The sequence below is a fragment of the Streptomyces sp. NPDC002476 genome, assembly GCF_042889785.1.
Taxonomy (GTDB): domain Bacteria; phylum Actinomycetota; class Actinomycetes; order Streptomycetales; family Streptomycetaceae; genus Streptomyces.
In genome coordinates this window covers 29,197-48,997 of record NZ_JBIARH010000006.1, presented here as the reverse complement: position 1 = coordinate 48,997, position 19,801 = coordinate 29,197, and the positions used below count along the sequence as shown (strand labels likewise).

General features: G+C 73.6%; 12 protein-coding genes. 6 read left to right on the top strand and 6 right to left on the bottom strand.

What is annotated here, in order from left to right:
- Window positions 1-126: 126 nt before the first annotated feature.
- The 6 genes from infB to ACFYXM_RS09200 all read left to right on the top strand — a co-directional run bounded on the left by infB (window position 127) and on the right by ACFYXM_RS09200 (window position 10,119).
- On the top strand, window positions 127-3,177 hold the full coding sequence (gene infB / locus ACFYXM_RS09225) for a translation initiation factor IF-2 (protein ID WP_389288374.1): 3,051 nt from the start codon (window positions 127-129) through the stop codon (window positions 3,175-3,177).
- Window positions 3,178-3,346: 169 nt separating this feature from the next.
- Entirely contained in the window at window positions 3,347-3,643 is a 297-nt protein-coding gene (locus ACFYXM_RS09220) for a DUF503 domain-containing protein (RefSeq protein ID WP_073791457.1), read from the top strand.
- An 83-nt stretch (window positions 3,644-3,726) separates the two neighbouring features.
- On the top strand, window positions 3,727-4,179 hold the full coding sequence (gene rbfA / locus ACFYXM_RS09215; RefSeq protein WP_389288373.1) for a 30S ribosome-binding factor RbfA: 453 nt from the start codon (window positions 3,727-3,729) through the stop codon (window positions 4,177-4,179).
- A complete protein-coding gene (gene truB, locus ACFYXM_RS09210) occupies window positions 4,176-5,123 on the top strand; it encodes a tRNA pseudouridine(55) synthase TruB (protein ID WP_389288371.1) in 948 nt (315 codons plus the stop codon). Before rbfA ends, truB begins: the two co-directional genes overlap by 4 nt.
- Before the next feature lie 210 nt (window positions 5,124-5,333).
- The gene (locus tag ACFYXM_RS09205; protein ID WP_389288369.1) at window positions 5,334-9,122 is read left to right on the top strand and encodes a trypsin-like peptidase domain-containing protein; all 3,789 of its coding nucleotides are present in this window, start codon (window positions 5,334-5,336) and stop codon (window positions 9,120-9,122) included.
- A 43-nt stretch (window positions 9,123-9,165) separates the two neighbouring features.
- Entirely contained in the window at window positions 9,166-10,119 is a 954-nt protein-coding gene (locus ACFYXM_RS09200; protein WP_389288367.1) for a bifunctional riboflavin kinase/FAD synthetase, read from the top strand.
- Window positions 10,120-10,183: 64 nt separating this feature from the next.
- Here ACFYXM_RS09200 and ACFYXM_RS09195 read toward each other — a convergent pair whose 3' ends face one another.
- From ACFYXM_RS09195 to ACFYXM_RS09170, 6 genes are all read right to left on the bottom strand, one after another.
- Complete coding sequence (locus ACFYXM_RS09195; RefSeq protein ID WP_389288365.1) at window positions 10,184-11,179, bottom strand: oligopeptide/dipeptide ABC transporter ATP-binding protein; 996 nt, start codon at window positions 11,177-11,179, stop codon at window positions 10,184-10,186.
- Window positions 11,176-12,228 carry an ABC transporter ATP-binding protein gene (locus ACFYXM_RS09190; protein WP_389288363.1) on the bottom strand — a complete coding sequence of 351 codons (1,053 nt, stop codon included), beginning with the start codon at window positions 12,226-12,228 and terminating at the stop codon, window positions 11,176-11,178. The genes ACFYXM_RS09195 and ACFYXM_RS09190 overlap by 4 nt, the downstream gene beginning before the upstream one ends.
- Window positions 12,225-13,202, bottom strand: a complete 978-nt coding sequence (locus ACFYXM_RS09185; RefSeq protein ID WP_389288361.1) for an ABC transporter permease — start codon at window positions 13,200-13,202, stop codon at window positions 12,225-12,227. Before ACFYXM_RS09185 ends, ACFYXM_RS09190 begins: the two co-directional genes overlap by 4 nt.
- Window positions 13,199-14,281, bottom strand: coding sequence for an ABC transporter permease (locus tag ACFYXM_RS09180; RefSeq protein WP_389288359.1), 1,083 nt, complete (start codon window positions 14,279-14,281; stop codon window positions 13,199-13,201). Before ACFYXM_RS09180 ends, ACFYXM_RS09185 begins: the two co-directional genes overlap by 4 nt.
- A gap of 111 nt (window positions 14,282-14,392) precedes the next feature.
- On the bottom strand, window positions 14,393-16,276 hold the full coding sequence (locus ACFYXM_RS09175) for an ABC transporter substrate-binding protein (protein WP_389288357.1): 1,884 nt from the start codon (window positions 16,274-16,276) through the stop codon (window positions 14,393-14,395).
- A 197-nt stretch (window positions 16,277-16,473) separates the two neighbouring features.
- Window positions 16,474-19,398, bottom strand: coding sequence for an SCO5717 family growth-regulating ATPase (locus ACFYXM_RS09170; RefSeq protein WP_389288355.1), 2,925 nt, complete (start codon window positions 19,396-19,398; stop codon window positions 16,474-16,476).
- Between the last annotated feature and the right edge of the window lie 403 nt (window positions 19,399-19,801).

Sequence of the window (19,801 nt, the reverse complement as noted above, 5' to 3'; positions counted from 1 at the left end):
CCGTGCGGTCAGGTACCTCGCGAGTTGGAAGTAGGTCGAGATTGCGATGAGCACTCGATGAGTACGCGATGAGTACGCCCATGAAGTAGCGACGGTCCGGCGGTAACCGGACCTAAAAGGAGCGAAGTGGCTAAGGTCCGGGTATACGAACTCGCCAAGGAGTTCGGTGTGGAGAGCAAGGTCGTCATGGCCAAGCTCCAGGAACTCGGTGAATTCGTCCGTTCGGCGTCCTCGACGATCGAGGCGCCGGTTGTACGCAAGTTGACTGACGCACTGCAGGGGCCCGGCGGCAGCGCCGGCAAGCCCGCTGCCAAGCCTGGCGCGCCCCGCAGGGCGACGCCTGCCAAGCCCTCGGCGCCCTCTCCGGCCGCCGCGGCACGTCCTGCTGCCCCGAAGCCCGGCGCCCCGGCCCCCAAGCCGGCCCCCGCCGCCCCGGCGAGCAGCACCCCCTCGGCGCCCTCTGCTGGGCCGCGCCCCGGCCCGCGTCCGGCGCCGAAGCCCGCTCCGGTGACCCCGGTCCCGGCCGCCGAGTTCTCGGCCCCGGCCCAGCCGGCCGCGCCGCAGCAGCAGGCACCGCGCCCCTCCGGCGCCACTCCCGGCCCGCGCCCCGGCGCACGCCCGGGTCCGGGCGGCGGCCAGCGCGACGGCGGCCAGCGCGACGGCGGCCGCGGCGGCGAGCGTCCGGCCCGCCCCGGCGGCCAGGGAGGCCCGCGCCCCGGTGCACGTCCGGCCGGTCCCCGTCCGGGCAACAACCCCTTCACGTCCGGCGGCTCGACGGGCATGGCCCGTCCGCAGGCGCCCCGTCCGGGCGGCGCTCCGCGCCCCGGCGGCCAGGACCGTCCGTCCCCGCGTCCGCAGGGCGGCCCCGGTGGCGCCCCGCGTCCCCAGGGCCAGGGCGCTCCGCGTCCCACCCCGGGCAGCATGCCGCGTCCGCAGGCGCCCCGTCCGGGCGGCGGCCCCGGTGGTAACCGTCCGAACCCGGGCATGATGCCGCAGCGTCCCGCCGCGGGCCCGCGTCCCGGCGGCGGCCCCGGTGGCCGTGGTCCCGGTGGCGGTGGCGGTCGTCCCGGTGGCGGCGGTCGTCCCGGCTTCGCGGGCCGTCCGGCCGGTCCCGGTGGCGGTGGCGGCGGCTTCGCCGGCCGTCCCGGTGGCGGTGGCGGCGGTGCCGGTCGTCCCGGCGGCGGTGGCGGCGGCTTCGGCGGTCGTCCCGGCTTCGGCGGCCGTCCCGGTGGCCCCGGTGGCCGCGGTGGCACGCAGGGTGCGTTCGGCCGTCCCGGCGGTCCGGCGCGTCGTGGCCGCAAGTCGAAGCGGCAGAGGCGCCAGGAGTACGAGGCCATGCAGGCCCCGTCGGTGGGCGGCGTCATGCTGCCCCGCGGCAACGGGCAGTCCGTCCGTCTGTCGCGTGGTGCCTCCCTCACCGACTTCGCGGAGAAGATCAACGCCAACCCGGCGTCGCTCGTCGCCGTGATGATGAACCTCGGCGAGATGGTCACGGCCACGCAGTCGGTCTCCGACGACACGCTGAAGCTGCTGGCCGACGAGATGAACTACGTCCTCGAGATCGTCAGCCCGGAGGAGGAGGACCGCGAGCTGCTCGAGTCCTTCGACATCGAGTTCGGCGAGGACGAGGGCGGCGACGAGGCGCTCAGCCCGCGCCCGCCGGTCGTGACCGTCATGGGTCACGTCGACCACGGAAAGACCCGACTGCTGGACGCGATCCGCAAGACGAACGTCGTCGCGGGCGAGGCCGGCGGCATCACGCAGCACATCGGTGCTTACCAGGTCTCCGCCGAGGTCAACGGCGAGGACCGCCGTATCACCTTCATCGACACCCCGGGTCACGAGGCGTTCACCGCCATGCGTGCCCGTGGTGCGAAGTCCACCGACATCGCGATCCTCGTGGTCGCGGCGAACGACGGTGTGATGCCCCAGACGATCGAGGCGCTGAACCACGCCAAGGCGGCCGACGTGCCGATCGTGGTCGCGGTCAACAAGATCGACGTCGAGGGTGCCGACCCGACCAAGGTGCGCGGCCAGCTCACCGAGTTCGGTCTGGTGGCCGAGGAGTACGGCGGCGACACGATGTTCGTCGACATCTCCGCCAAGCAGGGGCTGCACATCGACGAGCTCCTGGAGGCCGTGGTCCTGACCGCGGACGCCTCGCTCGACCTGCGGGCCAACCCGGAGCAGGACGCGCAGGGCATCGCGATCGAGGCTCACCTCGACCGCGGACGCGGCGCCGTGGCGACCGTCCTCGTCCAGCGCGGTACCCTCCGCGTCGGCGACACGATGGTCGTCGGCGACGCCTACGGCCGCGTGCGCGCCATGCTCGACGACAAGGGCGAGAACGTCGAGGAAGCGGGTCCCTCGACCCCGGTCCTCGTGCTCGGTCTCACCAACGTCCCGGGCGCCGGCGACAACTTCCTCGTGGTCGAGGAGGACCGCACGGCCCGGCAGATCGCCGAGAAGCGTGCCGCCCGCGAGCGCAACGCCAACTTCGCCCGCAAGGGCGTCCGGTTCTCCCTGGAGAACCTCGACGAGGCGCTCAAGGCCGGTCTGGTCCAGGAACTCAACCTCATCATCAAGGGCGACGCGTCCGGTTCGGTGGAGGCCCTGGAGTCCTCGCTGCTCCAGCTCGACGTCGGCGACGAGGTCGACATCCGGGTCCTGCACCGCGGCGTGGGTGCGGTCACCGAGTCGGACATCGACCTGGCGACCGGCTCCGACGCCATCGTGATCGGCTTCAACGTGCGCGCCGCCGGGCGTGCGCAGCAGATGGCCGAGCGCGAGGGCGTGGACGTCCGCTACTACTCGGTCATCTACCAGGCGATCGAGGAGATCGAGGCGGCCCTCAAGGGCATGCTCAAGCCGGAGTACGAAGAGGTCGAGCTCGGTACGGCGGAGATCCGCGAGATCTTCCGCTCGTCCAAGCTGGGCAACATCGCCGGTGTGCTCGTCCGGTCCGGCGAGGTCAAGCGCAACACCAAGGCGCGCCTGCTGCGCGATGGCAAGGTCATCGCGGAGAACCTCACCATCTCCGGTCTGCGCCGCTTCAAGGACGACGTCACCGAGATTCGCGAAGGCTTCGAGGGCGGTATCAACCTCGGCAACTTCAACGACATCAAGGTCGACGACATCATCGCGACGTACGAGATGCGCGAGAAGCCGCGAGGCTGATCCGCGGCGGGTCTCCGGGGGACGCCTCCCGGAGTTCTCCGCAACGGTCGGGGCCGGTCGACGGGTCGTATTTCCGTCGATCGGCCCCGGCCGTTCCGTGTACGGTTCTGGTGTCCCTGCCAAGCGCTGGCGGGGCGCGAACCCGAACCGGCGGGACATCCGGACATTCATGTATGTGGGGACACTGTCCTTCGATCTGCTTCTCGGCGACGTACGGTCGTTGAAGGAGAAACGCTCCGTCGTCCGTCCCATCGTCGCCGAGCTCCAGCGCAAATACGCGGTGAGCGCGGCGGAGGTGGGCGGTCAGGATCTCCATCGAAGGGCCGAGATCGGCCTTGCCGCGGTCTCCGGGGACACCGGACACCTCACAGATGTTCTGGACCGGTGCGAGCGGCTGGTGGCCGCTCGGCCGGAAGTGGAGCTGCTGTCCGTACGACGGCGGCTGCACAGCGACCAAGACGATTGAGCACGTAAGAAGGAAGGGACGGCGAGGGGTGGTACGTGCCACCCCTCGGTGGCCTGTCCCGAAGCTGAGAAGGAGACGGACCAGTGGCCGACAACGCGCGGGCGAAAAAGCTGGCGGACCTCATCCAGGAGGTGGTCGCCCAGAAACTGCAGCGCGGTATCAAGGACCCCCGTCTGGGTACGCACGTGACCATCACGGACACCCGGGTCACCGGTGACCTGCGGGAGGCCACGGTCTTCTACACGGTCTACGGGGACGACGAGGAGCGGGCGAGCGCGGCGGCCGGGCTGGAGAGCGCGAAGGGCGTGCTGCGCTCGGCGGTCGGAGCCGCGGCGGGGACCAAGTTCACCCCCACGCTGACGTTCGTGGCCGACGCGCTCCCCGAGAACGCCAGGACGATCGAGGACCTCCTCGACCGGGCCCGGGCCTCGGACGCGCGGGTGCGCGAGGCGTCCTCGGGCGCCACGTACGCCGGCGGCGCCGACCCGTACCGCAAGGCGGACGGCGCGAGCGACGAGGACACCGCCTCCGAATGACATCGCAGAACAAGACGGCCGGCCGGGGCGGGAAGGCGGCCCCGGGCCGGGGCGGCACGGGCCCCGAGGACGGCCTGGTCATCGTCGACAAGCCGGCCGGCTTCACCTCGCACGACGTCGTCGCCAAGATGCGCGGCATCGCCCGGACCCGGCGCGTCGGCCACGCCGGCACGCTGGACCCGATGGCGACGGGCGTCCTCGTGCTCGGCGTGGAACGGGCCACCAAGCTCCTCGGCCACCTCGCGCTGACCGAGAAGGAGTACCTCGGCACGATCCGGCTCGGCCAGAACACCGTCACGGACGACGCGGAGGGCGAGATCACCTCGTCCGCCGACGCCTCCGGGGTGACCCGTGACGCCATCGACGCCGGAGTCGCGGCCCTGACCGGCCCGATCATGCAGGTGCCGTCCAAGGTCAGCGCCATCAAGATCGACGGCAAGCGGTCCTACGCCCGGGTCCGCGGCGGCGAGGAGTTCGAGATCCCGGCCCGGCCGGTGACGATCTCGTCCTTCCGTGTCTACGACGTGCGCGAGGAGACCGCCGAGGACGGTACGCCGGTGATCGACCTGGTCGTCTCCGTCGTCTGCTCCTCCGGCACGTACGTCCGCGCCATCGCCCGCGACCTCGGCGCCGCGCTCGGCGTCGGCGGGCACCTGACCGCGCTGCGGCGCACCCGTGTCGGCCCGTACGGACTCGACGCGGCGCGGACGCTCGACCAGCACCAGGAACGGCTGACGGTGATGCCGGTGGCCGAGGCCGCCGCATCCGCGTTCCCCCGCTGGGACGTCGACGAGAAGCGCGCCAGGCTGCTGCTCAACGGGGTACGGCTGGACATGCCCGCCTTCCCGCCGGGGCCGGTCGGCGTCTTCGGGCCCGACGGGCGCTTCCTGGTCCTCGTCGAGGAGCAGAAGGGCAAGGCCAGGAGCCTCGCCGTCTTCGCCTGACCGACGGCAACGGCCCGCGGGCCGTGCCGGGCCCCGTCCTGGAGGACGGGGCCGCCGCACCCGTTCCACGAGTGCCCTGGCGGCTCCGGTCCGTCGAACGCCCCGAATTCACCCCAACGAGCAGGCGCGAGGGGTGAATCAATGGTGTCTCAGGGGCCCTTTCGACCCGAGTGGTCCGCGCGCCGGTCGTGGCCGACCTAACGTCGGACCATGGGAAGCGGGGACCGGACGACGCTGGTACGAATCTGCGATCCGGCCGGCCGGCCGCGGGGGACCGGCTTCGTCGCCGACGACCGGGGCACGGTCGTGACCAGCCACGAAACGATCACCGGCGCCGCCCGGCTGGTCCTGCACGGAGCGGACGGCCGCAGCTGCTCCGCGGGGGCCGCGGACATCACCGCACTGCCCGAACGGGGCCTTGCGCTGCTGCGCACCGGAGGGCCAGGCGTGCTCGGCGTCGATCCGGTCCCGATTGCTTTTCGGAGCCGGATCGAGGCGGGGACGTACGTGACGATCGCCGCCCACGGCTGGCGCGAGGCACGGGTGCTCGGCACCTGCCCGGTGACCTGCACCGTCGACGGGCGCGACCACCGGATCGAGGGCGCGCTGGAACTCGCGCTCGGCACGGACGGAACGGACGCGCTGCGGCTGGGCGGCACGGCCCGGGGCGGACCCGTCGTCGACCCGGACAGCGGGGCGGTCTTCGCCGTCCTGGGCACCGCCCTGCGGGCCGGGCACCCCGCCGCGGGCCTCGCGGTGCCGCTCGGCGGCCCGGGCGCCGACGGCCCGCTGGGCGAGCTGCTGCGGCGCAGCACGACGGGCGTGCCCGGCTACGGGCGCGACCTGAACCTCGCGGGAGTCCTCCACCTGACGGCGACCTCGCTGGGGGCGGCGAGCGGCCCGTCCGGCTGCCCCGACCCGGTGGAACGCCCGCACGTCACCGCGGAGTTCGCCGTCTTCACGTTCCCCGCGGGGCCACCGGCACCGGAGCCCGGACCCGCCGTGGTCCTGGGCCTCGTCGGAGCACCGGGCTCCGGCCGTACCACCGAACTGGCCGTGCTCGCCGCCCGCCGGGCCCGCGGGCCGGTGCCCGCCCCCACGGTCCGGCTGCGGGGCGCCGATCTGCTGGCCGACGACATCTCGGTGGCCGACGCGATCGGCCGCGCGTTGCGCCGGGCCGGACGGATCGTGTCCGCCGCCGGTGCGCGCGGCGACATGACCACGGCCGTCCCCGAACGCGTGGCCCGGCTGGCCTCGGGGAACGGGAACCCGCTGCTCGTCCTGCTGGACGGGCCCGAGGAAATGCCCCCCGTGCTCGCCCACGACCTGGCCCGGTGGACCGCCGGGACGGTGGACTGGCTGCGCGCCAACGACGTACGGCTCGTGATCGCCTGCACGCCCGAGCACTGGGAGACGGCCGGCGCGCACCTCCCGCCCGACACCCTGCACCGGCCCGCGCGGCGGGCCGGGCGGCCCCCGTACGCCGTCCGTCTCGGCGACCTCACCGCGAGCCAGGCCGCACGGGCCGCGGAACGGTACGCCGTCCCGCCCGGGGCGCTGGCCCCCGGCCACGACCGGCACCCGCTCACGCTGCGCCTGTTCGCGGAGGTGCGCGAGGCACTGCCGCCGGACGCCGCGGGACGGCCGGACACGGACGAGGTCTTCGGGGCCCACCTGGACCTGATGTGCCTGCGCGTCGCGCTCCGTGTCGCGGCCCTGTCGGACCCGGCGCCCGGGGGCGGTGCGGTCCGCCGCCTGGCCGCCCGGGTGGCCGGACAGGTCCACGAGGCGGCGCGGCGCTGTCTGGGCCCCGGGCAGGGGGAGCTGGACCGGGTGGCGTTCGAGGAGATCTTCCCCTGGCGCACGGGTTGGGCGTCGGCGGTCCTCACCGAGGGCCTGATCGTCCCGGCGGGCGCGGGCTACCGCTTCGCACACGAGGAGCTGGGGGACTGGGTGCAGGGCGCCCATCTGGACCTGGACACGGCCCTGCACGCACTGGTACACCGCGGGCAGCCGGACCCGGGACCGGGGGCCGGGGCAGGGCCGCGTACGGCGGACGTCGTGGCGCGCGTGCCCCGTGTCCCGAGGCCGCGCCGGGCGCGGGACCGGCGCGGCACCGCCCCCGAGCCCGGGGCGGCTCCCACGGCGGCCGGGGCGCCCGCCGGACGGGGCGATGCGTCGGCCGGCCCGCCCGCGCCGGAGGCGGCAGCGGCGACCGGACCGGCGCACCGGCCCCGGGCCCTGCCCGTGCCGCGCCACCGGACCGGCCCGGTGATCCAGGCGTTGCTGCTCCTGGGACGCCGGGAGGGCCCCGCCGCGCTCGCGCACCGCCTGACCGGGCTCGTCGAGGCCCTGGACCGGCTGACGTGCGCGCCCTCGCCGACGGCCGGGCACCGGGCCCGCGACGACGCCCGCTGGTGGGCCGCCCACCTGCTCTCGCGCACCCTTCTCCGGGTGCCGGACGCCCGGCCCCACCTGGACGTGCTGCGGCTGCTCGCCGGTCTCGTCGTCCGGCACGCCGTCACGGGCGGGCCGGGAGCCGCCGGGACGTACGCCGGGTTCGGCCCGTGGTTCTGGCGGCGGCTGAGGCTGCCCGAGCCGGACCGGATCGATCTGCTCCGGCGCCTCGTCCCCGCCGACGGGCCGCGCCGGGCCGACGCGGGCGGCGACGGCCACGGCCCCGTGCCGGGAAGCGAGGGCGGCGCGGCCGGTGAGCGGTACCTCGACGCCGTCGCACGCCTCCTCACCGCCCGGCCGCGGACCGTGCAGCCGCTGCTGTGCGCCTGGTTCACCGACGAGCGCCCGCTGGCCGCCGGGGAGGGCGGCGCCCCGCGCCCGACCGTGGCCGCCGCCGCCCAGGCCCTGCTCCACGCCCACCGGGACCTGGCCGTCGACGACCTGGCCGACGCCCTGGTCGCGAGCGGCCACCCCAGGGCCGGGGAACTGCTGGCCGTGCTGGCCGAGGACGAGCCGTCGGCGCTGTGCCGGGCCGTGGACCGCTGGGCCCGCGACGAGGAACACCCCGGACGCCGGGCCGCCGCAGCCTCGTACGCCCTGCTCACCGCCCCGCACGTCGTCCTCGAAGACGACCGCGAGCTGCTGCGCGGGGCGGCCGACGCCCTGCTGGCCCGCCCCGGCGACGCCGCCGCGCGAGGGGCCGCGCTCACCCTCCTCGTCCAGGATCCGGGAACCCGGGACCGGGTCCTCGCGCAGGCGCTGCGGGCCTTCGTCGGGGGCACGCCGCAGCTGCCCGTCGAGGCCCTCGTCGCCGCGCTGCCCACCCACCCGGAACAGGTGCTCGCGGCGCTGCGGGAACGGCTCGCCCGACCCGGCGAGGGGGCGGCGGAGACGCTGCGCGCGCTCGCCGGGACCGACGCCCCGGCGCTGTCCCTGCACGCCGCCGGACTGGTACGGGCGTACATCGACAGCCACCCCGCCGACACCGTCCATCCCGCCGCCTACCTCGACCGGAGGCTGGAGCACGGTCCGGCCGCCCGCGCCCTGCTGCCGCCCCTGGTGACCGGACTGCTGCGGGACCGTCCCGTGTCCCCGGCGGTGCGCGCCTCCCTCGCCGGGGTGCTCGCCGCGCCGGGAGGCCCGGACTCCGGGCGGCTCAGGGGCGAGCTGCTGGAGGTCCTGCTCGACTTCGAGGAGGGCGCGCACCGCGACCCCCGCGTGCTGGAGGCCCTGCTGCGGGCGGCCGCGACGGGCTGCGGCGAGCGTGCCCCGGCCCGCACCCGAGCCCTGGTCCACCGCGCCGGGACGCTGCTGGTCCGCACCCCCGAGGGGGCCTCCCGGTTCGACCGCCTGCTGGCCGGAACGATGCGTGACGTACCCGGTTTCGCCGCCCTGGTCGCCGGGTGGGCGGACGACGCCCCGCAGGAATGGCAGGCCCTCCTCGGCCCGGACGCACGGCGGGCGGTGATGGCGTCGGGAGGCCCGAAAACGATGCCGATGCGGGCCGCGGGGCGTGAGCATGGCAGTCTTAGACCTGCGTAAAAAGCAATCTCATGTACACGGGTTCGGGCGAGGAGCGGTCACAGTGCAGCGCTGGCGTGGCTTGGAGGACATCCCCGAGGGCTGGGGACGCAGCGTCGTCACCATCGGCTCCTACGACGGAGTGCACCGCGGACACCAGCTGATCATCGGGCGTGCCGTGGAGCGGGCGCGCGAACGGGGCGTGCCGTCGGTCGTGGTGACCTTCGACCCGCACCCCAGCGAGGTCGTGCGCCCCGGCAGCCATCCCCCGCTGCTCGCCCCGCACCACCGGCGCGCCGAGCTGATGGCCGACCTCGGCGTGGACGCGGTGCTGGTCCTGCCCTTCACCACCGAGTTCTCGAAGCTGGCGCCGGCCGACTTCATCGTGAAGGTGCTCGTCGACCGGCTGCACGCGTGCCTGGTCATCGAGGGCCCGAACTTCCGCTTCGGCCACAAGGCGGCCGGCAACGTCACGCTGCTCACCGAGTTCGGCGCGACGTACGACTACGACGTCGAGGTCGTCGACCTGTACGTGAGCGGCGAGGCGGGCGGCGGCGAACCGTTCTCCTCCACCCTCACCCGGCGCCTGGTCGCCGCGGGCGACGTCGCGGGCGCCGCCGAGATCCTGGGACGGCCGCACCGGGTCGAGGGGATCGTGGTCCGCGGCGCCCAGCGCGGCCGCGAGCTCGGCTTCCCCACGGCCAACCTGGAGACGCTGCCGCACACCGCGATCCCCGCCGACGGCGTCTACGCGGGCTGGCTCAACGCGAACGGCGAGTCGATGCCCGCCGCGATCTCGGTCGGCACCAACCCCCAGTTCGACGGCACGGAGCGGACGGTGGAGGCGTACGCGATCGACCGCGTCGGCCTCGATCTGTACGGGCTCCACGTCTCGGTGGACTTCCTCGCCTACGTGCGCGGGATGCGGAAGTTCGACTCGGTCGACGACCTGCTCGTGGCGATGGCCGCCGACGTGAAGCGGTGCGGCGAGCTGGTCTCCGCGTACGAGCGCCGCTGACTCGGTCTTCCGCCGGGTACTGGGCCGGGCCACCGCCGCGTCGCGGCGGGCCGGCCCCGCCCGGTCAGGAACGCGCCGCCGCGGTGGCGGTCGCCCAGTGGCACGCCACCTGCGTCCGGCCGCCGCCGGCGAGCACCGGCAGCTCCTCCGTGCGGCACGCCTCCGCGACACCCGCCCGCTCCGCCTCGCCCGACGCCAGCACCTGGCAGCGGGCGTGGAACCGGCAGCCGGACGGCACCCGGGACGGGTCCGGCGGCTCCCCGGTCAGCACCACGGGCTCGGTCCCGGCCTCCGGCAGCACCGACAGCAGGGCCCGGGTGTACGGGTGCCGGGGGGCCGTGAGGATCTGTTCCACCTCGCCGGTCTCCACGATCCGCCCGAGGTACATCACCGCGACCCGGTCCGCGATGTTCCACGCCAGCCCGAGGTCGTGCGTGACCACCAGGGCCGACAGGCCCAGCTCGTCCCGCAGCCGCAGCAGCAGGGCCAGGATCTCCCCGCGCACCGAGGCGTCCAGCGAGGCCACCGGTTCGTCGGCCACGACGAGTTCCGGCTCCAGCACCAGCGCGCCCGCGATCACGACCCGCTGGCGCTGACCGCCGGACAGCTCGTGCGGGTAGCGCAGGAAGAACCGTTCGGGAGGCCGCAGCCCGGCCCGCGACAGCGCCCCGGCGACCGCGGCCCGCTCGTCGCCCGCGTACCCGTGGATGCGCAGCCCCTCGGCGACGGCGTCGTACACCGTGTGCCGGGGGTTGAGGGAACCGCTGGGGTCCTGGAGCACCAGCTGGACCCGCTTGCGGTACGCCTTCAGCGCCCGGCTCGTGTGGTCGAGCGGCTGCCCGTCGAAGGTCACCCGCCCGGACGTCGGCGGCACCAGGCCGAGCAGCGACCGCGCCAGCGTCGTCTTGCCGCAGCCGGACTCCCCGACCAGCGCGACGATCTCGCCGGGCCGGATGTCCAGGTCGACGCCGTCCACGGCGCGCGCCGGGGCGTCCCCGCGCCGCCCGGGGAAGGTGACCTTCAGCCCCTCGGCGCTGAGCAGGGGAGTGGTGGGGGTCATGGTGTGTTCCTCGCTTCCTCGGCGGCCGGCCGGGCCGCGGTCGCCGCCTCCGGTCCCACCAGCACACAGGCGGCCCGTCGCCCCGGTCCCGACTCCCGCGGCTCCGGGTCCCGCGCGGCGCAGGAGTCCAGTGCCACCGGGCAGCGGGGGTGGAACGCGCAGCCGTCCGGCAGCGCCGACGGGTCCGGCGGGTCGCCGGGCAGCCCGCGGGGCGCGAACCGGGAGGCCGGGTCGCCGATGCGCGGAAAGGCGCCGGACAGAGCCCTGCCGTACGGGTGGTGCGCGTCGCGGTGGACCTCGGCGGCCGGGCCCTCCTCCACGACCCGGCCCGCGTACATCACCGCGAGCCGGTCGCAGGTGTCCGAGAGCACCGCGAGGTCGTGACTGATCATGATCAGGCCGAGGTCCTGCTCGGACACCAGCCGCTCGATCAGCCGCAGGATCTGGGCCTGGACCATCACGTCGAGCGCGGTGGTCGGCTCGTCCGCGACGACCAGGTCCGGATCGCAGGCGAGGGCCATCGCGATCATCACGCGCTGGCGCTGCCCGCCGGACAGCTCGTGCGGATACGCGCTCGCGCGGGCGGCCGGCAGCCCCACCTGTTCCAGGAGTTCACCGGCCTTCCGGGCCGCGGCGGCCGGGCTCGCCCTGCCGTGCAGCAGGATCGGCTCGGCGATCTGGTCCCCGATGCGGTGCACCGCGTTGAGGGAGTGCATGGCGCCCTGGAAGACGATCGACGCGCCCGCCCAGCGCACCGCCCGGACCCGGCCCCACTTCATGGTGAGGATGTCCTCGCCGTTCAGCAGGATCTCGCCGGTGACCTTCGTCCCGGCGGGCAGCAGACGCAGCAGCGCGAGTGCCAGCGTCGACTTGCCGCAGCCCGACTCACCGGCGATGCCGAGCTTCTGCCCGGCATCGACGGCGAGGTTCACCCCGCGGACGGCGCGCGCCCCGCCGGGGTAGGTCACGGTGAGGTCCCGGATCTCCAGGAGCCGCGCCCCGTGGTCGCCCGAGGCACTCGGCGTGCTCGTCGTACTCCGCGTACTCAACGGGTCACCCCCAGCTTGGGATTGAGTACGGACTCGATGGCGCGTCCGCACAGGGTGAAGGCCAGGGCGACCGCCGCGACGGCGATGCCGGGCGGTGCCAGGTACCACCAGTGGCCCGCGCTCACCGCGCCCGCCTCGCGGGCGTCCTGGAGCATGCCGCCCCAGGATGTGACGGTCGGGTCGCTCAGGCCGAGGAAGGCCAGCGTGGCCTCGGTGAGGATCGCGCTGGAGATCACCAGCGTGGTCTGGGCGAGCACCAGCGGCATCACGTTCGGCAGGACGTGCCGGATCATGATGTGCCCGTGGCCGCCGCCGAGGGCCCGGGCCCGTTCGATGTACGGGCGGGACTCCACGGCCAGGGTCTGGGCGCGCACGAGGCGGGCCGTGGTCGGCCAGGTCGTGACGCCGATCGCGATGATGACGGTCCACATCGAGCGGTCCATCACCGTGGCGAGCGCGATGGCCAGGACCAGGGTCGGCATCACCAGGAACCAGTCGGTGATGCGCATCAGGACCGTGGTGTACCAGCCGTGGAAGTGTCCCGCGACGATGCCGACGAGGGTGCCGATGGCGACGCAGAGGAATGCCGCGAGCAGGCCGACCGTCAGTGAGACCCTGGCCCCCCACACCAGCAGCGCCAGCACGCTGCGCCCGAACTGGTCGGTGCCGAGCGGGAGTTCACCGCTCGGCGACTCCAGTGCGCCGCCGGGCGCGTCGGTGACGCTCTGCGAGTCCGCGCCGACGAGCTGTGGGGCGAACACGGCGAACAGTGCGATCACGACGAGCGCGCCCAGGCCCCACAGGCCGCCCCGGTGGCGGCGGTAGTCGCGCCAGAAGCGGGCTGCGGACTGCCGTCTGCGGGCCCTGGCCAGGGCGCGCGGGTTCCCGGCGGCCCCGGTCCCGACGGGGGCGGCCCCGGTTTCGACGGGGGCGGCCTCTCCCTCGGCGGGCGTGGGCATGGAATCGGTCGTCATCGGCCCACCCGGGGATCGAGCAGCGGATACAGCACGTCGGCAAGGGTGTTCGCCAGGATCACCGCGGTGGCGAAGACGAAGAACAGCCCTTGTACGAGCGGGAGATCGGGCACGCTGAGCGCCTGGTAGAAGAGGCCGCCGAGGCCCGGCCAGGAGAACACGGTCTCGACCAGGATCTGCCCGGCGACCACATGCCCCAGGTTCACGAACATCAGCGTGAACGTCGGCAGCATGGCGTTGGGCACGGCGTGCTTGCGGCGCACGACGTCGTCCCGCAGCCCCTTCGCGCGGGCCGTGGTCAGGTAGTCGCTGCCCATCTCGTCGAGCAGCGAGGAGCGCATCACCAGGAGCGTCTGCGCGTACCCGACCGCGACCAGTGTGATCACCGGCAGGATCAGGTGGTGCGCCGCGTCGAGCACGTACCCGAAGCCGCTCTCGCCGCCCGACTCCATGCCGCCGGTCGGGAACATGCCGGGGATCGGCCCGACGCCCACCGAGAAGACGATGATCAGGAGCAGGCCCAGCCAGAACGACGGGACCGAGTAGAGGGTGAGTGCGAACGCGGAGTGGAAGCGGTCGCTCGTCGAGCCGTTGCGCCAGGCGGTACGGGTGCCCAGCCAGATGCCGAGCGCGGTGTAGAGGACGTACGCCGTGCCGGTGAGCAGCAGCGTCGCCGGAAGCGCCTCGACGATCTTGTCGATGACGGGGGCGTGGAACTGGTACGAGGTGCCGAAGTCCCCGGTCAGCGCGTCGCCCACATAACTGGTGAACTGCTTCCAGAGCGGCAGGTCGAGCCCGAACTGGTGTCGTAGGGACTGGAGTTGTTCGGCGGAGACGCGGCGGCCGCCGGTCATCTGCTTGACCGGGTCGCTGGGCAGGAGCCGGAAGAGGAAGAAGCTGGTGACCAGGACGGCGAAGAGGGAGACGATCGCGCCGACGATCCTGGCCGCGACGTACTGGAGATAGGCTCGGGTGTCGCGCGCCCGTGGACCGCGTGCGGCCGAGGCGCCGGCCGGGGCCGGGCCTTCGGGATCCGCGTCCGCGTTCCGCACGAGCGCCGGAGTGCTGTCAGCTGTCATAAGGAACTCTCGTTACTCGTGCTGATACTCGTGCCGCACAGGGACCGGCCGGTGGTGGCGGGGGCCGCGGGAGACCCCGCGACCGCTCCGCCGGCCCACTGCCGGGCCCTCCTACTCGCGGTCGTCCGCCGTGGCGCGGCGGCGCTTCGCGAGGAGCAGCCCGCCGCCCGCGAGGACGACGACCACCACGACGCCACCGATCACGACACCGGTGGAACCCGAACCGGAGCCGGAACCGCCCGCCCCGTGCGCGCCCTCGCCGCCCGCCGGAACGGCCGACCACCAACTCCAGTACCCGTCCTGGCCGTAGATGTTGCCGGCCGCCTCGGGCATGGTGGTGATGGACTTGATCTGGTCGGTGCGGTACGCCTCGACCGCGTTCGGGTACGCGATGATGCTCATGTACCCGGAGTCGTACAGCCACGACTGCATCTGCTTGACGAGATCCGCGCGCTTGGCCGGGTCGTACTCGGCGAGCTGCTTGCGGTAGAGCCCGTCGTACGTCTTGTCGCAGATGAAGTTGTCGGTGGCGGCGCTCTCCTTGGCCTTGACGGGCAGTGCCGCGCAGGTGTGGATGCCGAGGACGGAGTCCGGGTCCGGGCTGACGGACCAGCCGTCGAAGGCGAGGTCGTACTCACCGGCGAACCAGGGCACGGAGACGTCGTCGCGGCAGTCGACCTTGAGGCCGATGCCGAGCTTGCCCCACCACTCCTTGAGGTACTTGCCGATCGCCTTGTCGTTGGGGTCCGTGGCGTGGCACAGGATGCGCAGGTCGAGCGGCTTGCCGTCCTTGCCCACGCGCTTGCCGTTCTTGAGCGGGTAGCCCGCCTCGTCGAGCAGTTTCGCGGCCCTGGCCGGGTCGTGGGCGAGGCTCTGTCCGGCGGAGGGCTGCCAGTGGTATGCGGAGAAGCGCGGCGGGATGTAGCCCTGGCCCTCGACGGCGTGCCCCTGGAAGACCTTGTCGACGATGGTCTCGCGGTCGATGGAGAGGAAGAGGGCCTGGCGGACCTTCTGGTCGAGCAGAGCCTCGTTGCCGTCGCCGAACTTCTTGCCGTCCTTGGTCTGCGCGCCGGGATTGACGGCCAGCGCGAAGAAGCGGCGGCCGGGGCCCTCGTTGACCTCGACGTTCTTCTCGCCCTTGAGGGACGCCGCCTGAGCGGGCGTCAGGGCGGGGGATCCGGCGACGAAGGAGACCTCGCCCTTGCGCAGGGCGGCGACCGCGGCGTCCTGGTCCTTGTACGTCTTGAAGACCAGCTCGTCGAACTTCGGCTTCCCGCGCCAGTAGTCCTTGTTGGCCTTGAGCTTCACGTACTGGTCGACCTTGTAGTCGGCCAGGACGAAGGGCCCGTTGCCGACGATCGGGAACTTCGTGTCGTTGTTGAACTTGGAGAAGTCACCGACCTTCTCCCAGACGTGCTTCGGGACGATCGGCACGTCGAGCGCGGCCATGGTGGCCTGCGGCTCCTTCAGCTCGATGACCAGCTTCGTCGGGCTGGCCGCCGTCACCTTCCTGAAGTTGGTGACGAAGCTGCCGTTGGCCTGCGTGGCGCCCTCGTCGGTCATGATCTTGTTGAACGTCCACGCCGCGTCCTCGGCGGTGACCGGTTGCCCGTCCGTCCACTTGGAGTCGGAGCGGATGGTGTACGTCCAGGTCAGCTTGTCCGCGGAGGGCTCCCACTTGGTGGCGAGCGCGGGGATCGGGCGGCTGTCCTTGACGTCGTAGTTCGTCAGGAAGTCGTACATGAGCCGGGAGACGCTGGTGCTGATCAGCTTCTGTGCCAGGAACGGGCTCAGGGAGTCGACGCTCTGGGCGACGGCGACGGTCAGTGTGGACGTGTCGTTGTCGGCGGCCTGCGCCTGTTGCGGTGCGGTCCCGAGCGGCGCGCCCGGTACGACGGAACCGGCGGCCAGCGCCAGTGCGGCGGCACCGGAGGCCAGAAGCACACGCCGACATCTGCGCGGCTGGGCGGAGCGTGGTGGAACTCTTTCAACCATGGTCAGGGACCTCGCGTCATGTCTCGCACGGAGAAGGCGGGTTGATCTGTGGTTCGCCAGCTGGTGAAGCGAAGGTTTATCAGCGGTGGTCGAGCCACGTCAACGGTCCTCGAAACGGCGTGTGGTCTGCGGTAATGCGCGCAGGGCCCGCACCGTGGAGTCGGTGCGGGCCCTCATTGGTCTATTCCTCTGTCGCCCTACTGCTGAGGCGCTGACGGCGGTTGCTGCGGCCAGCCGGGAGGCGGTACCGGGGCCTGGGGGAGCGGGCCCTGCGCAGGGCCGGGCTGACCAGGCTGAACGGTCTGGTCCGGCGCGCCGGGCGGCTGCTGGGCCGACGCGGGCGGTCCGGCCGGGCTCGCCGGGGACTGCGCCTGGGACGGTGGGGACTGCCAGCCGTGCTGCTGCACGCCGGGGCCGGGGTGCGGCGGATACGGGCCGCCGCCGTACGGCTGTTGGGGCGGCTGAGCACCGCCGTACGGCGCCTGGGGCTGCTGCGGTTGCTGGGGTTGTTGCTGGGCTTGGGGCTGGGCGTACGGCTGTTGCGGTTGCTGGGGCGGGTGAGGCTGCTGGGGCGCGTACTGCTGCTGGCCGGGCATCGGCGGGGCGTACTGCGGCGGGGGCGTGGAGCCGTTCGCCGTCCAGAGCCCCTGTTGCTGCTGGGCGCGCGTGAAGTCCTCGGCGACCATCGCGGAGAGCGTGAAGTACGCGTCGCGGGTCTTCGGACGCATCATGTCGAGGTCGACCTCCGCGCCGGCCGCGAGGTGCTCGTCGAACGGCACGACGACGACACCGCGGCAGCGGGTCTCGAAGTGCTGCACGATGTCCTCGACCTTGATCATCTTGCCGGTCTCGCGAACCCCGGAGATGACGGTGATGGAGCGCTGGACGAGGTCCGCGTACCCGTGCGCCGACAGCCAGTCCAGGGTGGTGGACGCGCTGGACGCACCGTCGACCGACGGCGTCGAGATGATGATCAACTGGTCGGCGAGGTCCAGCACCCCACGCATCGCGCTGTAGAGCAGACCGGTGCCCGAGTCGGTGAGGATGATCGGGTACTGCCTGCCCAGTACGTCGATCGCGCGCCGGTAGTCCTCGTCGTTGAACGTCGTGGAGACCGCCGGGTCCACGTCGTTGGCGATGATCTCCAGGCCGGAGGGCGCCTGCGAGGTGAAGCGACGGATGTCCATGTACGAGTTGAGGTACGGGATCGCCTGGACCAGGTCGCGGATGGTGGCCCCGGTCTCCCGGCGCACCCGGCGGCCGAGCGTGCCCGCGTCCGGGTTGGCGTCGATGGCGAGGATCTTGTCCTGCCGCTCGGTCGCCAGGGTCGCGCCGAGAGCGGTGGTCGTCGTGGTCTTGCCGACACCGCCCTTGAGGCTGATGACCGCGATCCGGTAGCAGGACAGCACGGGGGTGCGGATCAGTTCGAGCTTGCGCTGCCGCTCGGCCTCCTCCTTCTTCCCGCCCAGCCTGAAGCGGGACGCGGCGGACGGCGCGCGGCTGCTCCGCGCCTTCTGCTTGCCCCGGACCAGCCGGTCGGAGGAGAGCTCCACCGCCGCCGTGTATCCGAGCGGGGCGCCGGGCACGGAACGCTCGCGCTGGTCGTGGGTGATCGGGGACGGCCAGGCGGTTCCGGTGCGCGGGTCGACGGGCTGGGCCTGGGGGTGCTGCCCCTGGCCCTGTTCGGGCAGGCCTTGCGACTCCGGGGCTTGCGGCTGCTGGGCCTGTTGCTGCGACTGGTCGGACTGCTGTGCCTGTTGCGGCTGAACGGACTGCTGCGGGGGGGCCTGTGCGGGCAGGGGCGCGCCCTGCTGTGCGGGCCACTGGGGTGCCTGGGGCGTGTGAGAAGCCTGGGGCGGCGGCGGTGTCTGCGGCGCATGAGGTGCCTGCGGCTGCTGCTGCGGGAAGCCGTAACCGGCCTGCGGGGGAAGCGGCTGCGCCGGGGTCTGCTGTGCAGGGGCCTGCTGCGCCGGGGGAACGGGCTGCTGCTGCGGGAAGCCATAGCCGCCCTGCTGCGGGAAGCCGTAACCGCCGTGCTGCGGCTGCTGCGGCGCCTGAGGGGCGCCGGCCTGCGGGAATCCGTACCCTCCGGGGCCCTGGGCGGCGGCCGGGGCCTGCGCGGGCCACTGCGACGCCGCCGGAGGCGCGGCGGGGTGCGGCGCGGCGGGCTGGAAGGCGGGCGGCAGCGGCGGCAGACCACCCTGTGGCGGCGCCGGGGCCCACGGGGCGGGCGGAGCGTCCTGGGGAGCGGCGGCGGGCTGCGCGTCCTGGGGCACCGCGTCCGGGACGGCGTCCGAGGGCGCGGGGTCCTGCGGCGCCCCGGTGACATCGCCGTCGACGGTGTCCCCGGGGCCGCTCGCGTCGTCGGCGAACGCTGTGGCATCCGCGGCGGGCTCGGGCGCGCCGGCACCGGAACCGGCGTCGGTGACGGCACCGGCGTCCGCGTCGGCCGGTGCGCCGGCGGTCGTGTCCGTCGTCGGCGCGGGGCCGGGCGGCGAACCGGCGCCCCCGCTCCCGTCCGTACCGTCGGCACTGTGCGTGCTGCCGGCACCCGCAGTCGCACCCGCACCGGTGGCCGTGGCGGACTCGGCGGCCGGGCCCGTACCCGTGGCGGAACCGTCCTCCTCCGCGCGCTTCGACGCCTCCTCGCGCTCGGCGATCTCCCGCTTCAGCGAAGCGGGGGAGAACCGCATCGTCGCGCCGCTCTCCACGTCCCCGCCGCCGAACGGGTCCGTCGTCGCGTCGGCATCACCCGCTGCCGGCGATCCCGCCGTCGCCCCCTCCGAGGCGGCCGAGGCGTCGCCCGCCGCGCCACGGCCCGGTTCGGGAGCCCGGGCCGGGTCCGGCACGGGCGGGGCCGGCGGCGCCGCGGTCCAGCCGTGGCCGAAGCCGCTCCCCGGCGGAGGCGGGGGTACGGCGAGCGGCGCCCCGCTGGGCGGCGGAGGCGGCGCCAGATGCGTTCCGGCACCGCCCGACGAGTCCCCCGAGGAGTTCTGCGTGTACCAGGCGGGCGGGGTGTAGTCGATGGTGAACTCACCCGTCATCTCGGCGGGCTCCGCGTCGGACGACTCGTCGACGGGCATGTTCCAACTCCCGCGCTTCTCGTCCCGATCGCCGTTCACTTTGCCTCCTGGTGTGGTCGAGCACCCTTGTGCACCGATGGGTGGGGGCGACCGTTTCCGTTCTGCCGAGCGCCCGGCTCTCCCCCTGGGACACGCAACGCCTGCCCGCAGGCTCTTCTGCCGCGCCCGGACCCACCCTAATCGTCAAGGGGCCCGCTCCGTCAGGCCGTACGGCACCGCAAGAGCTGTCCCTTACGCAACGAAGGGACTCTCAAGCGAACCGGCAGCGGTACAAGGCGAAGGGCGAAGCGGTCAAAGCCATACAACTGCTGACGGAATACCGAACATTCCGTACACGCGCCGCCCGGCATCACACACGCGTCCCGCACACGCACCCGGGACGCGTCCGGTACGGGCATCCGGCACACCCCCCCGACGCACCCCGCGCAGGCACACGCGCACA